This window comes from Chryseobacterium sp. RR2-3-20 (genome assembly GCF_017808115.1).
GTDB lineage: Bacteria > Bacteroidota > Bacteroidia > Flavobacteriales > Weeksellaceae > Chryseobacterium > Chryseobacterium oryzae.
This window is the reverse complement of sequence record NZ_JADQBD010000006.1, coordinates 51,558-67,601: the sequence shown is the minus strand read 5'-3', so window position 1 is coordinate 67,601 and position 16,044 is coordinate 51,558. Positions and strand designations below refer to the sequence as shown.

Sequence of the window (16,044 nt, the reverse complement as noted above, 5' to 3'; positions counted from 1 at the left end):
ATATGAATTTAACTACTAAACTGCTTTTAGGGATTGGTTTGAGTGCTGGTTTTCTAAGCTACGCGCAAGATTTGAGTCAGGTAAGACCTGTATTAACAGGAGCCCCTTTCCTAAGAATAGCACCTGATGCAAGATCAGGAGGTATGGGAGATCAGGGTGTGGTAACATCTCCTGACGCATTTTCCCAATTCTGGAATGCTGCAAAATATCCTTTTAGCAGAACAAGTTCTTCTGTAGGTTTGAACTATACTCCATATATGGGGAAACTTACCAATGATGTATTTTTATTGTATGGAGCTTTCCACAAATTTTTAGGACAGGAAGAAAGATCTACAATTTCTGCAAGTATTTATTACTTCAATATGGGACAGGTAGACCTTACTACACTTGTTGGTAGCGATGTTACTTCTTTGGGTACTTCTAAACCAAACGAATTCTCTATTGATGTTGCGTATGGTCTGAAACTTTCAGATTCTTACTCAATGGCTGTTACTGGTAGATTTATCCGTTCAGATTTAGCCGGAGGATTCAATACAGATACTACACTGAAGCCTGCCAATACTTTTGCAGTAGACATCTCTGGGTATTATACTTCACCAAGATTTTCGAGTTTTGGAGGTTATGAAGGAAAACTAAACGGAGGTTTCTCTATTCAGAATTTAGGTCCTAAACTAGATTATACAGGAGATGATAACTCAAGATCTTATCTTCCAAGTATGGCAAGAATTGGGGTTGGGTACGATATGTTTTTGGATGACATGAACAAAATCGGATTATCAGTAGAAGGTTCTAAAATTTTAGTTCCGGGATCAGAATTAATAGGTACAGATCCTAATTCTAGACAGCCTATCTATGCAGTTCCTAACGTTGGTGTAATGTCTGGGATAGGAAAATCTTTCAAAAACCCTAATTCTATTATGTATAGCGGTGCTTTGGAATATTCTTATGATAATGCATTTGCAATTAGAGGTGGTTATTTCCACGAAAGTGAGCAGCAAGGTGCAAGACAGTTTGCAACTGCAGGTATTGGTTTAAAATATAGATCTTTCGGACTGGATGTTTCTTATTTAATCAACATGTCTAAAATCAATACAGCTTTGGATAACACATTACGTTTTGGCTTAACATGGAATATCGGTGACGAAACTTCTAATGCAGAAAACTAAAAAATATATTTTATAAGCTTAAAAATCCGTCTTACATTTTTTGTAAGGCGGATTTTTTATTAAATCTAAACCAATAAAGCATTGTTGAGATTTCAAAAAAAATAATTTTAAGGCGTTAAAACTCCGAAGTTCATTATTAACTCTTATTTTTGCAGTATGAACTATTCTGCGGAGCTAAAAAAAATCATCACCAGCCAATATTTGTATTCTGCCACCAGAATTACATTGGCAACCGTGCTTCCTTGTTTGGTTCTCTCCTATTTTGGAATACTTAAAGAATATTTTCTATTTCCTTTAGGAACTAGTTTTGTTGCACTTACCGACCAACCCGGTCCGTTTATCCGAAGAAGGAATTCCTTAACTTTTGCTGTAATTTGCTTCGTTTTTGTCGCCCTCATTGCAAGTCTTGTAAAAGGAATTATTGCCTTAGTATTTCTGGAAATCATTATTTTCGGAATGTTCTTTTCCTTAATTGGTGTTTACGGACAAAGATTGGGTGCCGTTGGATCTTTAGCTCTCGTCGTACTTGCCATTTTTATTGATGGACATTTAACAGGCGAACATATTTTTAAAGGTCTTCTGATTTTTACATCGGGATGCATCTGGTTTTTACTTATTTTTCTTATTGTCACCACTATTCAGCCTTATAAACTTGCAAGCCAAATGATTGGTGAAAATTACTTGCAGCTTGCAGAATTTTTAAAAATAAAAGCCAATTTTTACCAGAAAAATCCAGATTTTGATAAGCTTTATTCTCAGGTAATTTCCAAGCAGATAGAAATTAAAAACCTTCAGGAAGAAACCCGTGAAACCGTATTTAAAACGAGAACCATAGTAAATGAATCTACTACATTAAGCAGATTGTTGATGATGATGTTTCTGAACTCTATGGATCTTCACGAAAAACTGATGACCTCAGAAAGTGACTACAAAAAATTGCAGGAAAGCTTCGATAAAGGAGATATTTTGGTTAAAATGCATAATTATCTGAATATTTTATCGGATGAACTTTCTAATATTGGAATTGCACTTCAAAGCAGCAAAAGAGCAAAACCTCTTTATAATATTGAGCTCGAATTTCAGGAACTTAATGTAGCATATTTTGAACTGAGAAATCGCCAGATTTCTCCGGATACTTTAGAAAACTTCATGATTTTGAGACAAATCATGATGCGTATAAATGAGATTACCAAAGAAATTGAAGAAATCTACAAAGTTTTTTCTCAAAATGTAAAGCTTGCAAAAAGCCTTTCTACGGGATTAGATCTTAAAAAATTCCTTCCCAATCAGGAAAAAATTAACTTTAAAGTTCTCAAAAGTAATATATCTCTTTCATCATCACATTTTAGGCATGCTGTAAGGGTTACTATTGCATTACTGATTGGATATTTGGTTTCTTTGCTTCCGTTTTTGGTTATTGGGCATACTTACTGGATTCTTATTACCATTATTGCAATCCTAAAACCAGCCTATTCTATAACGAAACAAAGAAATCTGCTTAGACTGTATGGTACAGTGGTGGGAGCGGTAATAGCGTATGGAATTTTGTATCTTATAGATATTAATGCCGTTCTACTTGCCATTCTACTAATCAGCATGGTACTTTGTTTTACTTTCCTGAAAACAAAATATTTTTGGGCGGTACTGTTTATGACGATGTATATTTTCTTAAGTTTTAATTTTTTGAAACCAGGAAATGTAAATGTCATATTTAAAGACCGAATTGTAGATACTTTTATTGCAGGTGTTATTGCCTTTGCCGTTTCTTATCTCGTTCTTCCGGTTTGGGAGCATACACAGAATTTAGATTTAATGAAAAAATCGGCTACAGCCAATCTTACTTATTTTCATAGTGTAATGGCTAAGTTTCTCAATCAAAACTACAATCTCGAAGAGTACAAAGTGAGGAGAAAAAATGCTATTATCTCTTTGGCAAACCTTTCTGATAATTTTCAGCGAATGATCTCTGATCCAAAAAATCAGCAGAAAAAACTGGAAGTAGTTCATCAATTTGTAACTACATCACACTTAATTACGGCTTATACAGCATCTTTATCACAATACGCAAATGATGAAAGACAGTATAGTGAAATAGATTATGAAAGCTGGACAAAGAAAATTGAATCTGAAATGAATCAGGTTTCCGCATTGCTGAGCGACCAAAAGATAAGCGAAACACTCAAAATGGACAGCCATATTGAACCCGAAGATTCATCTCTTGAAGATTTAATTCTGAAACGAAAAACAGAGATTAAAGAAAATGATTTCTACGACCGCCGGGATCCGGATAAAATCTCACGTTTAACAGAACTTAAAAACATTCATGATGTTTTGGAACTTATTTACAGTGTAGCCAAAGAACAGAGAAAAGTTATTGAAAAGTATAGATATGAGAAATCTACTCTTCTACAATCGTGAAGCAGTAATCATCAAAAAACTCAACTCTTGCCCTCAATTCATCGGATATTTTATCATCATGCACTCTGCATTTAATATGATGTAGATGTTTCAGCTCGAAAGGATAAACTTCGTAATGCTTTTTTAGTGACCAATGTTTAGAGTGATGTATTTTGTACATACTTTCCTTTACACTCCAAATGATCGTATAAAAAGTAACTTCGTTATCCAACGGAATAAATCCTCTTTCTTCCTCGAAAGTAAATTTATCTATAAGCCTTAATATTTTAGGATTGAATTTTTCTAGATCTATCCCTATTTTATTTTTAGAAATTGCAATAGCAGCAAATGGAAAAGAATGGGTAATAGAAATTTCCGCATCTTTAGGATAAAGAAATGGCTCTCGTTCCTGATATAAAATTTTAGACATCGGCTTCAAACTTTTCAAAAGTTTTCTCACCATAAGAACCTCCAGAAGTTTTTTGGGATGATAATCTTTTACTTTATCTTTATTTTCGGGTTCAAGAAGGTAGTTTATATCCAAATCATCACTCTCGTCGTATTTCCAGACCAGAATGGTTGCGTTATTATCCGAAAAATCACGGTAAAGAGGCATCTGTTTTTATTTGAGGTTAAAATTAGAAAAAAAATACAACAATATTCTCTGCTGAAAGTCATATCTCCGAACCTTAGACTCCGTTTTTTTATCTAAAAGATATGTTGTAATTTTGTCGCTCAATTTTTTAATTTAATTATCAACAAGATATGAGTACAACAACACAATACGTTCCTTACAAAGTGAAGGATATTTCCTTGGCAGAATGGGGAAGAAAAGAAATTACATTAGCAGAAGCAGAAATGCCTGGTTTAATGGCTATTCGTGAAGAATACGGACCATCTCAACCGCTAAAAGGGGCAAGAATCGCGGGATGTCTTCACATGACTATTCAGACTGCAGTTCTTATCGAAACTTTGGTAGCTCTTGGTGCTGAAGTAACTTGGTCTTCTTGTAATATTTTCTCTACTCAGGATCATGCTGCTGCTGCTATTGCTGCTGCAGGAATTCCTGTTTATGCGTGGAAAGGTCTTAATGAAGAAGATTTTGATTGGTGTATTGAGCAGACCATTTTCTTTGGTGAAGACAGAAAACCATTGAATATGATTTTGGACGACGGTGGAGATTTAACAAACATGGTTTTTGATAAATATCCTGAATTAACTGCAGAAATTAAAGGTCTTTCTGAAGAAACTACAACCGGAGTTCACAGATTGTACGAAAGAATGAAAAACGGAACTTTGGTAGTTCCGGCAATTAACGTAAACGATTCTGTTACCAAATCTAAATTCGACAACAAATACGGATGTAAAGAATCTGCTGTAGATGCAGTAAGAAGAGCAACAGACGTTATGTTGGCAGGAAAAAGAGTGGTAGTTTGCGGATATGGAGATGTTGGTAAAGGTACTGCAGCTTCTTTTAGAGGTGCAGGTTCTATCGTTACCGTAACTGAAATCGACCCAATTTGTGCATTACAAGCTGCAATGGACGGTTACGAAGTTAAAAAACTGGATACTGTTGTAGACAACGCAGATATCGTAATTACAACAACTGGTAACTTTAATATTGTAAGAAAAGAACATTTCTTAAAATTAAAAGATAAAGCTATCGTATGTAACATCGGTCACTTCGATAACGAAATAGATATGGCTTGGTTAAACGAAAACTATGGTCACACTAAAACTGAAGTAAAGCCACAGGTAGACATTTACAATGTAGAAGGTAAAGAAGTAATTATTCTTGCAGAAGGTAGATTGGTAAATCTAGGATGTGCAACCGGTCACCCATCTTTTGTAATGTCTAACTCTTTCTCTAACCAGACTTTAGCTCAAATTGAACTTTGGAATAATTCTGAAGCTTATGGAAACGAAGTTTATATGCTTCCAAAACATTTAGATGAGAAAGTTGCTGCTCTTCACCTTAAAAAATTAAGCGTGGAACTAGAAACTCTTTCTCCTGAACAAGCTAATTACATCGGTGTAAAAGTGGAAGGTCCTTTCAAACCTGAATATTACAGGTATTAATCGTCTTTAATAACTCAATTATAAACTGCAAAACGCTTCAGAAATAGTTTCTGAAGCGTTTTTTATATTCTGACAAAATAATCACCTATTCAAACAAAAATGATATATTTGAAAAAGTATAACATAAAAAAGACAATTTAATGAAAAAACAAAATGTATCAGGAGCTTTTATTGCAGCCTCATGGATTGCTTTAGGAGCCGGAATGGTGGGATTTATTGTAGGTCTTACAAGAGCGGAAATGCAGTTGAATGAAAAAGGATATTATTTAGTAACACTTTTATACGGATTATTTGCAGTTATTTCTCTTCAAAAAGCAGTTAGAGACCGACTCGAGAATATAAAAGTAACTGATATTTACTATGGAATATGCTGGTTTGCAACCATATCATCCATTATTTTACTGGCTGTAGGACTATGGAATGCAACTATTCTTCCGAGTGAAAAAGGTTTTTATGCTTTTGCCTTTTTGCTTTCCTTATTTGGTGCAATTGCCGTTCAGAAAAATACACGGGATAATATGATGAATCAGGAATAAAAATTAAAACTCACCGAATTTGGTGAGTTTTTTTGTTTTGTTCCGTTTATTTCACTTAAATTTGATTAATCACAAAAAAAATAAATGGTATGTACAGAAAATTTACAATTTTATTTTTTATCTTTTCTTTTGTAGCTCTCCAAGCACAAAATGAATTTATAACAATATGGAAACCTGCTGAAGGCAATCCTCCTAACACCAACCCTGCACCCCCTGTTTGTGGCGATACCCAAATATGGTTTCCGGGAATTGGCACAAACTATACAATTACCTGGGAAGAGATAGGATTTCCGCAACATAACGGAATTATGACTAATGTAACGTCTACAGACCGCGTTCTTATTGATTTTGGAGCACCATTCAATCCTAATTCCGGGAATGTATTATACAGAGTAAAAGTTTCCAACGGAAATGGAAATTTCAATCAAATAAAATTTGCCAATAATACAATAATTCAAGGCACGTTCTTCGATTTAATAAGTGTTCAGCTGGTAGGAAGCAGCAACAAAATTATGGCGATTGAACAATGGGGAAATATTTCGTGGGCCTCCATGAACAGTGCTTTTACACAATGTCTGAATATGCAGCTTACTGCAACCGATACACCCAATCTTCAGAATGTAGAAGATGCGTCTATGATGTTTTATAATAGCTTTAATTTTGAAGGAAATAACTCTATGGCTCTTTGGAATACCTCAAACATCAAAAACTTCAAAGCCATGTTTGGATACAGAACTGCTAATCCTACAATTAATTTAACAGATAATTTTAACCCTCCGATAGGAAGCTGGAATACTTCTAATGTAACAGACATGAGCTATATGTTTATGGAACGAAAATTATTCAACCAAAACATTAATTCTTGGGATGTTTCAAAAGTAACCGATATGGCATATATGTTTGCACAATGTACCACCTACAATCAGCCTCTCAATAATTGGAATACGTCCAAAGTTCTGAACATGCAATTTATGTTTCATTTCATGCCCGACTTTAATCAGCCTTTAGACCAATGGGATACTTCTAAAGTTACAACTATGGCACATATGTTTCATGGGACTAATTCATTTAACCAACCTTTAGACAGTTGGGATACCAATAATGTTACAGATACCAATACGATGTTTACGGGGGCATCAAGCTTTGATCAGACACTGGAAAGTTGGGATCTTCCTAATCTGGTTATTGCCGACAATATGTTTTTGGGCTCAGGAATAAATTGTGATAATTTCAGTTTCATACTTGCAGGTTGGGCAGATAATCCTGTTACAGCAAACAATGTATACTTACAAAGTGTGTATCCTCTAAAGTATTCTAGCAATGCTATTCCGAAGAAAAATATTTTACTAGGAAAAGGATGGTCTATGACTGGTGATAGCGTTGGTGAATGCCGCAAATTAGGATTAAATGAGTTACATTTAGAAAATAAGCCTTCTATCTACCCAAATCCTGCTGATGATTTCATTTTCCTCAAAAATATATATAACGTTAAAAAATTCATCATTACAGATGCAAGTGGAAGAATAATAACTCAGGAAAATCTCCGTAATGATTTTATTAATATTGATTTTCTTCCAAAAGGCAGCTATATTCTCCAGCTAATAACTACAGACAAAAGCTACTCTTTAAAATTTATAAAAAAATAACAAAAAAGCCGTTTCAATTTATTAGAAACGGCTTTTTAGAATTTAATGATTAAAATTTTCGTGAAAATATATAATCATTTTTATTTTGAATTCAAGCTATTAAGACTTAATCGAATTGATTAGGATGAATTTTTTTGATATCATCTACCGTTCCCAAAACTTTATCTTTTAAAGAATCCTGATATCTCTGAAGTTTCTCAGAAACTTCATTATCTGCACTTCCTAATATTTTCGCAGCTAAAATACTTGCATTAAGAGCACCATTCAGGGCAACTGTAGCAACGGGAATTCCGCCAGGCATTTGAAGAATAGACAGAACAGAATCCCAACCGTCTATAGAATTACTAGACAAAATGGGAACACCAATTACTGGTAAAGTGGTACAACTAGCAACCATTCCCGGAAGATGAGCTGCACCTCCTGCACCTGCAATAATAACCTTCAATCCCCTATCCTTTGCTGTTTTTGCATAATCGAACATTCTTTCGGGAGTTCTGTGTGCAGAAACTACCGTTAATTCGTAAGGAATTTCTAAAGTTTTAAGAAAATTTGCTGCCTGTTCCATTATTGGTAAGTCGCTCTGACTTCCCATGATGATTCCTACCATTATTTTTCAATTTATTAGATCTTCAAAGATAATCATTTTAAAGATGAATTCTAATATTCTTATTGGGTAGAAGTTACCTTCAATTCTCACATTTCTATAAATTCTGAAAAATGTTTGCATAATTTTTGAAGACAATGAGTAATATTCAATCAATACTAAATAATCACCAAAAACTAAACACCTAAAGTATCGTTAACGATTTCTTTTTTCTGGTTTTTTTTATATCTTTTGGTACAATTTAAAAAAATATGATAAAAATATCTCCTTTCATTCTGCTTTTTTCGTTCTTACTTATCATAAGTTGTAATGATAAAGAAAAATCTCAACAACTTACCGACAGAGAAAATAAACTTCTGGAAAAAGAAAAAGAATTTGCCAAAAAAGAATCAGAATATCAATCTTTAATCAAGATGCGCGACAGTATTTTTGCTCAAAAAGATTCCATACAAATTATGAAATGGCCTACAGAGATTTCCGGTTTGTGGAGCGGAAAAGTAATCTGTACCGAATCTAATTGCAGCGACTACGTAGTCGGAGATCAAAGAATCGACAACTGGGAATTCGACAGCGATTCTACCCAACTGTTTACAAAAATCATCAATAATAATAATTTGGTAAGGCTTTATACTGCCAAACTGGATCAGCAGGAAATTAAACTTAATTACAAGACCGATTCTACTGCCAAAAAAAATGTTGAAATGAATGTTATACTGAACGAAATAACACCCAACAAAATACGGGGAACCCGAAGCATCACCGTAGATAAAAACTGTCTGGCAAAATTTTCTGTTGAGTTGACCCGTCCTTCTAAATAAACACTATGATTCTTAGTTTACACAACCTTACTCTTCCCATAGAAGATCCGGTACTGAAATTTCTTTTGGTGCTTATCATTATTTTGGCAGCACCATTATTACTCAATAAAATAAAAGTTCCGCACCTGCTTGGTTTAATTATAGCGGGAGCGATTATTGGCCCAAACGGATTCAATGTACTATCAAGAGACAGCAGTATTGTGGTAACCGGAACTACCGGATTGCTTTATATTATGTTTCTTGCCGGGCTGGAAATAGACATGGGCGACTTCAAAAAAAATAAATGGAAAAGCTTAACCTTTGGGATTTATACTTTTCTGGTTCCTTTTGTATTAGGGTATTTGGGCGGATATTACATCCTCCATTTTTCTGTACTTACTTCGGTACTTTTTGCGAGTCTTTTTTCTTCTCACACGCTTATTGCATACCCATTAGTAAGTAAAATGGGAATCGCCAAAAATCTTTCTGTAAATATAACCGTTGGAGGTACAATGATTACAGATATTCTTGCATTACTTGTTTTAGCGGTAGTTGTAGGAATGTCTCAAGGAGATGTGGGAACAGCATTTTGGACGAAGCTTTCTATTTCTGTTATCCTTTTTTCATTAATTGTGCTTATCGTATTTCCTATTATAGGACGTTGGTTCTTTAAAAAAGTAGACGATAAAATTTCTCAGTACATTTTTGTTCTGGTCATGATTTATCTAGCTGCATTATTGGCTGAGTTGGCGGGAGTTGAAGCCATTATCGGAGCTTTTTTTGCAGGATTGGCATTAAACAGATTAATTCCTCACACCTCATCTTTAATGAATCGCGTAGAATTTGTTGGAAACGCCATTTTTATTCCGTTTTTTCTAATAAGTGTGGGAATGCTGATAGATTTTAAAGTGTTTTTCAAAAGCTGGGAAACCTTAGAAGTAGCTGCAATAATGCTTATTGCATCTATCGGTGGAAAATACATATCGGCAGTAGCCACGCAAAAAACCTTCAGATTATCTAAAGAAGAAGGCAAACTCATTTTCGGGTTAAGTTCTGCTTCGGCGGCTGCAACACTAGCTTCGGTAATGGTTGGTTATAATATAATTATTTCTGAAAGCGAAACCGGAGAACCTGTTAGATTACTCAATGAACATGTTTTGAACGGAAGTATCTTGCTGATTTTAATTTCCTGTACAATTTCTTCATTTGTTTCAATGGCAAGTGCCCAAAAAATAGCTGAAAGCGATAATGAAGATACTGTTTCCGGAAATAATCACGAAGAAGAAAGCATATTATTGGCTCTCAATTATGAAAAAACAGTAGAAAGAATGGTGAATCTTGGAATATTGATAAAAGCTCATTCCAATATTCAGGATTTATTTGCTCTCAACATCATTAATGAAGAAAACAATGAATCTTCCCTAAAAAATGCCGAGAAGTTACTTCATACTGCTACAGACGCTGCCGCATCTGCAGATGTAAAAATTAAAACTTTAAAAAGATTCGACAATGATGTTATCAACGGTGTAAACAACGTTATTAAAGAACAGAAAATTACAGATTTGATTATCGGAATAGAAGATGAGAAAGGATTTTCTCCATCGTTGGTCTACAATCTTTATAACGGTTACCTTCAGAATGATGATGTGAATGTTTTGGTGTATCATGCAGCACAGCCTTTATCTACCATCAAAAGATATGCTGTAATGATTCCTGAAAATGCTCATAAAGAAGCGGGGTTCTTCCATTCTTTGGTAAGAGTATGGAATATTGCAAGAAATTCCGGAGCAACCATCATTTTTTATGCACCCGAAAACATTTTGGATATCCTTCAGAATATTGTAAAAAAAGCCAATATCGAAGCAGAATTTATCATCATGAATACCTGGAAAGATGGTGAGGAAACCGCAGCACAGCTGAAAGATGATGAAGCTTTAATTATTTTTATGGCAAAGAGAGGTATGAAATCTTATATACCGAGAATGCGGCTCATTCCTGATCTTCTGAATAGAAGTCTATCGGACAAAAATTATCTTTTAATTTTCCCTTATTCTGAATTTGATAAAAATAATTCAGAAAAAAGAGCCGTAGGAAACCATGATGATTTTATGGAAATAGGAAATGTTATCAAAAAAATATTTAAGTAAATGTAAAAACTTTAGCATAGTTTTGAACTGCTTTATTATTTAACATTTTAAAAAATTGAATGAAGAAGAAAGCCCTTATTATAGCCTTATCAGCAATAGCCATCATTGTTTTATCATTTATCGTGTATTGGAATCTTCCGATTGAAATTACCTACCACTCCGAAATCAAAAAAGGGAATACAATTGTGGAGAATATCGAAGATTATAAAAAGAATAGTTATAAACTTCCCGAAAATGATGATTGGCAAACTTTAGAGCAACTCGGTTTAGAAAAAGATCAGGCAGATAAACCTATTTATCAAAAATATGATACCGAAAATTATGAACTATATTACCCAGATCAACTTGGAGGACCTTATTTAATTTATATTTCAAAAGAGAAAAAATGGTCTGTTGATTTTCCTAAAAATTAAAAAACTTCTAACCTAATGAAAGAAATTGAAAAAATAAACGAAGAACTAAGAAACTATAAATTATTTAAAATTCAAAGAGCTAAAAAAAGAGAACAAGAATTTAATATTTTAAAAAATGATATTATAAAAATACAGAAAAAAGAATTTTTAAATTATTTTTTTATCTGTTTTAATACAATAATGATTATAACATTTATATACAATTGTTTTAAGATGATTATAAATCCTAATATTTATTATCAGAACAACAAAGAATTTATAATTTTCAATTTTATATTAGTTATTGTGGGGTCTTTTTATTTTACTTATCATTTTTTAAGAGTAAATTTCCAACTGAAAAAACATTTGAAAACTGCAGAAAATGCAGAATTATATTTCATCAATGAAAGCGAAAACCTAAAAAGTGTTTACGAGGATTATGTAAATAATTATCTTCAAAGAAATTAAAAATGAAAAAAGACTGCTTATTCGCAGTCTTTCTAATTTTCAAACGATCTTAAGCAATAACTCTTACCATAGATTTCACTTTTATCAGTTTTTCCATGAGTTCTTCGCGCGAATCTGCTAAAACATTAATGTGTCCCATTTTTCTTCCGGGTTTAGTTTCGGTTTTGCCGTATAAATGTACATACGTTTTGGGAAGCTTTAAAACCTCATCCATTCCTTCATAAATAACTTTTCCCGAAAAACCTTCTGCTCCTACCAAATTGAGCATTCCACTGAATGTGAAAGTATCGGTATCTGCCAAAGGAAGATTTTTTATCACACGATACATCTGCTCAAACTGAGAATTGGCATTGCCTTCCTGGCTTTGGTGTCCCGAATTGTGAAGTCTTGGAGCTGTTTCGTTTACCCACACTTTTCCTTCTTTATCTAAAAATAATTCAATAGCAAAAAGACCAGGAGAATGTACTGTATTGAGGAATTTCTCGGTAATACATTTAATCTGACTGTCGATATCTTCACTCAAAAAAACCGGACAAACATTAAAATCCAGAAGATTAAGCTTAGGATCTGCCACCATTTCTGTTACCGGAAACGTTTTTGTTTCTCCATTTTCGTTTTTTGCAACAATAACAGAAAGCTCTTTATCAATATCCACAAGTTTTTCGATGACAGAATCCTGCACCCAAAGGTTTTTCATATCCTCGTTATTTCGGATCACCTGTACCCCTTTTCCATCATAACCTCCGGTATTCATTTTTTGCACGAAAGGAAGAGGCATTTTTATTTCGTCTGAACTTCCGTCCATAATTTCAAACTCCGGACTCGGAATATTATTTTCTTCATAAAACTTTTTCTGAAGAATTTTTTGCTGAATTGTTTTTATAATTCTTGAATTTGGAACCACTTTAATACCCTTATTTTCCAGTTCTGCCAATGCATCTGCATTTACATGTTCTATTTCTATGGTTACTACATCCTTATCTTTACCAAATTCTAAAACGGTTTCATAATCATTAAAATTTCCTTGAGTAAAATAAGAAATATGATGACATGGTGCATCTGAAGCCGGATCTAAAGTATAAAATTCATCATCATATTTTAAAGCTTCCTGAATGAGCATTCTTCCCAATTGTCCGCCACCTAAAATTCCTATTTTCATTTTTAAATTTTATTTTTTGTTAGATTTATTTCGTTAATAAAGAGATTATCCTGTAAATTCCGAATAAAAAATGATTTTATATTTTATCAATTTTCAAATACCCGGTTTCTGTAGGATTTAACTGATTGTTGCTTGTAGATTTTTTTAACACAATCGAATATTGTTCTTTCATTTTTTGAGGAAGTATATCATGAACATTAAAAATATCATCAATATCCACTCCGTGTTTATCGTCTATATGACTTACTGCACCTTCAAACCCCATCGTTTTGTAAAAATGGGTGTTTTTTGCCTTTTTAACAATTTCTGCCATAGAATTTCCAACCATTAAATGTTGCTCGTGAAATTCTTCAAAAAAACCCTTTTTATATCCTCCTAAATTAATGAAGTACAGTTTATCTTCTGAAACCTGTTCCGTTCTTTCTACAATTTCAACTTCAAAACCATCTGCAAAAAGAACTTCCTGATAACAGTCGATATGGATTTTACCATCGGCTTCTTTCCAAAATTCTTTCATATCCGGAACGAGTTCTTTCAGGCTTTGGGCAATGCCGAAAAAAACATCGTGCTGCTCAATATTTCTACCTTTAGGAGTCGCTCCCAAAATAACATAAAAAAGTTTTAAACCTGTCTTCATGGTACAAAAATACATCAAATTTATTTTTTTCCATGAGTTTAGGATCAGCTTTTAAATTACATCTCAAAATCAGTGGTGAATATTAAATTTTGTATTTCGGAAATAATTGAAATAACTTTTTTAACCTTTATTTTAGTATTTTTTTAATCCTTAAAGAAATACAACCGTTGAAAGAAAGTTATTTGAATTTTAAATACTAAGTTGATACATACATTTAGATTCTATTTTAGTTATTTAAAAAAAAATTAAAAATGATGTTTCTGTTATGTTTTGTTTGTCGGAAAACCTCAAGAGTTTTATATTTGTAACATGTCGGAGATCATCATACTTTTTCTGGGCGCTATTTCAGCAGGTCTTTTAGGTTCGCTTACCGGTTTAGGAGGTGGGGTTATTATTATTCCATTATTAACGCTTGGTTTTGGCGTTCCTATGCATTATGCCATTGGTGCATCCCTTATTTCGGTTATCGGAACTTCTTCGGGAGCTGCCGTTGCATTTGTAAAAGAAGGTTTTACCAATATGCGGATAGGAATGTTTCTGGAAATCGCTACCACAGCAGGAGCCATTGCAGGAGCTTTGGTTTCCGGAATGCTGAATCCTAATACCATTGGAATTATTTTCGCCAGTATTCTTCTGTTAACGGTAATCTTAAATTTAAAAGGAAAACCCGATCATCAGGAACCTCTTATCAAAGGGAGCCTTGAAGATAAGCTGAAACTGTACGGCACTTTCCCAGACAAAGGCGTAATTAAAAGTTATGCAGCACGAAATACCATCCCTGGTTTTTTTATGATGATGTTTGCAGGAGCCATGTCCGGGCTTTTAGGAATAGGTTCCGGAGCTTTGAAGGTTTTGGCAATGGATAATATGATGAGACTTCCTTTTAAAGTTTCTACTACCACAAGTAATTTTATGATTGGCGTAACAGCAGTTGCAAGTTCGCTTATTTACTTCCAGAGAGGAGAAATTATTCCGGTAATTGTAGCTCCTGTTTTAGTTGGTGTTGTAGTAGGAAGTTTTATAGGATCTAAAACCTTAATGGTATCTAAAACCAAAAAACTGAAAACCTTTTTTGCAATAGTAATAACGATTCTTTCAATTTACATGATGTATAACGGTATAAGAAGCAATTTCTCATGAGAAAAGATTTTACAGACCTAGACCTCAACCGTTCTGTCGGGAATCTTCTTCGTTTAGGAGTTATTCTTTCGGTGAGTACTTCCATCATTGGCTTTATAAAGCTTTTTACTGAAGGTTTTAAAATGCCAAGAAAATATACCATGCTGGAAATGGGAAATTCTTCGGAAAAAGTATGGAGCCATTTTTGGGAAACACTCATGAAAGGTGATGGTATGGCAATTATTCAGTTGGGAATTCTGATGCTTATTTTCACCCCTTTAATGAGAATTATTTTCGCATTAATCGGCTATATGAAGGAAAAAGACTACGTATATGTCGTAATATCTACAATTGTTTTGGCAATTATGGCGATTAGTTTCTTTACGGGTTATGCCCATTAATAATCATTAATGATTAATGATTGATGATTGATGATTGATGATTGATAACGGTAACTGATTTAATTCTCATAAAATTCAAGCGGTAAATAATCCGGATCTTGGGTAAAGAAAAATTCTTTTCCAGTAAACTCATCGATACGGATTTCTTCACATTTTAATCCTTTTCGAATTAATTCTTCGCGTTTTTCATTAACATTTTCCACAGAAAACGCTAAATGCCTCAAACCACATGCTTCTGGTTGAGATGAACGTTTTGGAGGGTTGGGAAAAGAAAAAAGTTCAATAACATAGTCCTCTCCTATTCCAAGATCTAATTTGTATGACTGTCTTTCTTGGCGATACACTTCACGGAGGATTTTCAAGCCCAAAACTTCTGTATAAAATCTTTTAGATATTTCGTAATCTGAGCATATAATTGCAATATGATGAATTTTCATTTCTATTTTTATAGGTTTTCAAAACTATACATTAATCTTCAAAAAGACAAAATTCCGGT

Annotated in this window: 16 protein-coding genes; 11 read left to right on the top strand and 5 right to left on the bottom strand. The window is 33.6% G+C overall.

The annotated features are described in order from the left end of the window. Positions 1–2: 2 nt before the first annotated feature. Positions 3–1,166, top strand: coding sequence for a type IX secretion system outer membrane channel protein PorV (gene porV, locus IV513_RS02810; protein WP_209389000.1), 1,164 nt, complete (start codon positions 3–5; stop codon positions 1,164–1,166). 156 nt (positions 1,167–1,322) lie between these two features. Next, complete coding sequence (locus IV513_RS02805) at positions 1,323–3,584, top strand: FUSC family membrane protein (RefSeq protein ID WP_209388999.1); 2,262 nt, start codon at positions 1,323–1,325, stop codon at positions 3,582–3,584. On the opposite strand, the gene IV513_RS02800 is transcribed toward IV513_RS02805, so the two are convergent. Beyond that, positions 3,565–4,179, bottom strand: a complete 615-nt coding sequence (locus IV513_RS02800) for a 4'-phosphopantetheinyl transferase superfamily protein (protein ID WP_209388998.1) — start codon at positions 4,177–4,179, stop codon at positions 3,565–3,567. The genes IV513_RS02805 and IV513_RS02800 overlap by 20 nt on opposite strands. A gap of 149 nt (positions 4,180–4,328) precedes the next feature. Between IV513_RS02800 and ahcY the strand changes: the two genes are divergently transcribed. The 3 genes from ahcY (at position 4,329) to IV513_RS02785 (ending at position 7,824) form a co-directional block, all read left to right on the top strand. Continuing rightward, a complete protein-coding gene (gene ahcY / locus IV513_RS02795) occupies positions 4,329–5,642 on the top strand; it encodes an adenosylhomocysteinase (RefSeq protein WP_209388997.1) in 1,314 nt (437 codons plus the stop codon). Positions 5,643–5,782: 140 nt separating this feature from the next. Then, positions 5,783–6,178 (top strand): inner membrane protein YiaA, encoded by a 396-nt coding sequence (gene yiaA / locus IV513_RS02790; protein ID WP_209388996.1) that lies wholly within the window; start codon positions 5,783–5,785, stop codon positions 6,176–6,178. Positions 6,179–6,267: 89 nt separating this feature from the next. Continuing rightward, on the top strand, positions 6,268–7,824 hold the full coding sequence (locus IV513_RS02785) for a BspA family leucine-rich repeat surface protein (RefSeq protein WP_209388995.1): 1,557 nt from the start codon (positions 6,268–6,270) through the stop codon (positions 7,822–7,824). 106 nt (positions 7,825–7,930) lie between these two features. On the opposite strand, the gene purE is transcribed toward IV513_RS02785, so the two are convergent. Beyond that, positions 7,931–8,431 (bottom strand): 5-(carboxyamino)imidazole ribonucleotide mutase, encoded by a 501-nt coding sequence (gene purE / locus IV513_RS02780; RefSeq protein ID WP_209388994.1) that lies wholly within the window; start codon positions 8,429–8,431, stop codon positions 7,931–7,933. 248 nt (positions 8,432–8,679) lie between these two features. Here purE and IV513_RS02775 point away from each other — a divergent pair, with 248 nt between their 5' ends. The 4 genes from IV513_RS02775 to IV513_RS02760 all read left to right on the top strand — a co-directional run bounded on the left by IV513_RS02775 (position 8,680) and on the right by IV513_RS02760 (position 12,232). Beyond that, positions 8,680–9,246: a hypothetical protein gene (locus tag IV513_RS02775; RefSeq protein ID WP_209388993.1), complete on the top strand. Its 567-nt coding sequence runs from the start codon at positions 8,680–8,682 to the stop codon at positions 9,244–9,246. A gap of 5 nt (positions 9,247–9,251) precedes the next feature. Next, positions 9,252–11,372 (top strand): cation:proton antiporter, encoded by a 2,121-nt coding sequence (locus IV513_RS02770; RefSeq protein WP_209388992.1) that lies wholly within the window; start codon positions 9,252–9,254, stop codon positions 11,370–11,372. Positions 11,373–11,431: 59 nt separating this feature from the next. Then, on the top strand, positions 11,432–11,785 hold the full coding sequence (locus tag IV513_RS02765; protein ID WP_209388991.1) for a hypothetical protein: 354 nt from the start codon (positions 11,432–11,434) through the stop codon (positions 11,783–11,785). A gap of 213 nt (positions 11,786–11,998) precedes the next feature. Continuing rightward, positions 11,999–12,232 carry a hypothetical protein gene (locus IV513_RS02760; RefSeq protein WP_209388990.1) on the top strand — a complete coding sequence of 78 codons (234 nt, stop codon included), beginning with the start codon at positions 11,999–12,001 and terminating at the stop codon, positions 12,230–12,232. Positions 12,233–12,281: 49 nt separating this feature from the next. On the opposite strand, the gene IV513_RS02755 is transcribed toward IV513_RS02760, so the two are convergent. Then, positions 12,282–13,391 carry a 5-(carboxyamino)imidazole ribonucleotide synthase gene (locus tag IV513_RS02755; protein ID WP_209388989.1) on the bottom strand — a complete coding sequence of 370 codons (1,110 nt, stop codon included), beginning with the start codon at positions 13,389–13,391 and terminating at the stop codon, positions 12,282–12,284. 76 nt (positions 13,392–13,467) lie between these two features. Then, entirely contained in the window at positions 13,468–14,043 is a 576-nt protein-coding gene (locus IV513_RS02750; protein WP_245168837.1) for a DUF1543 domain-containing protein, read from the bottom strand. A 294-nt stretch (positions 14,044–14,337) separates the two neighbouring features. On the opposite strand from IV513_RS02750, the gene IV513_RS02745 reads away from it, so the two are divergent. After that, positions 14,338–15,168, top strand: a complete 831-nt coding sequence (locus IV513_RS02745) for a sulfite exporter TauE/SafE family protein (protein WP_209388988.1) — start codon at positions 14,338–14,340, stop codon at positions 15,166–15,168. Next, entirely contained in the window at positions 15,165–15,548 is a 384-nt protein-coding gene (locus IV513_RS02740; RefSeq protein ID WP_209388987.1) for a DUF1634 domain-containing protein, read from the top strand. The genes IV513_RS02745 and IV513_RS02740 overlap by 4 nt, the downstream gene beginning before the upstream one ends. 59 nt (positions 15,549–15,607) lie before the next feature. On the opposite strand, the gene IV513_RS02735 is transcribed toward IV513_RS02740, so the two are convergent. Further along, positions 15,608–15,985, bottom strand: coding sequence for a VOC family protein (locus IV513_RS02735; protein ID WP_209388986.1), 378 nt, complete (start codon positions 15,983–15,985; stop codon positions 15,608–15,610). Between the last annotated feature and the right edge of the window lie 59 nt (positions 15,986–16,044).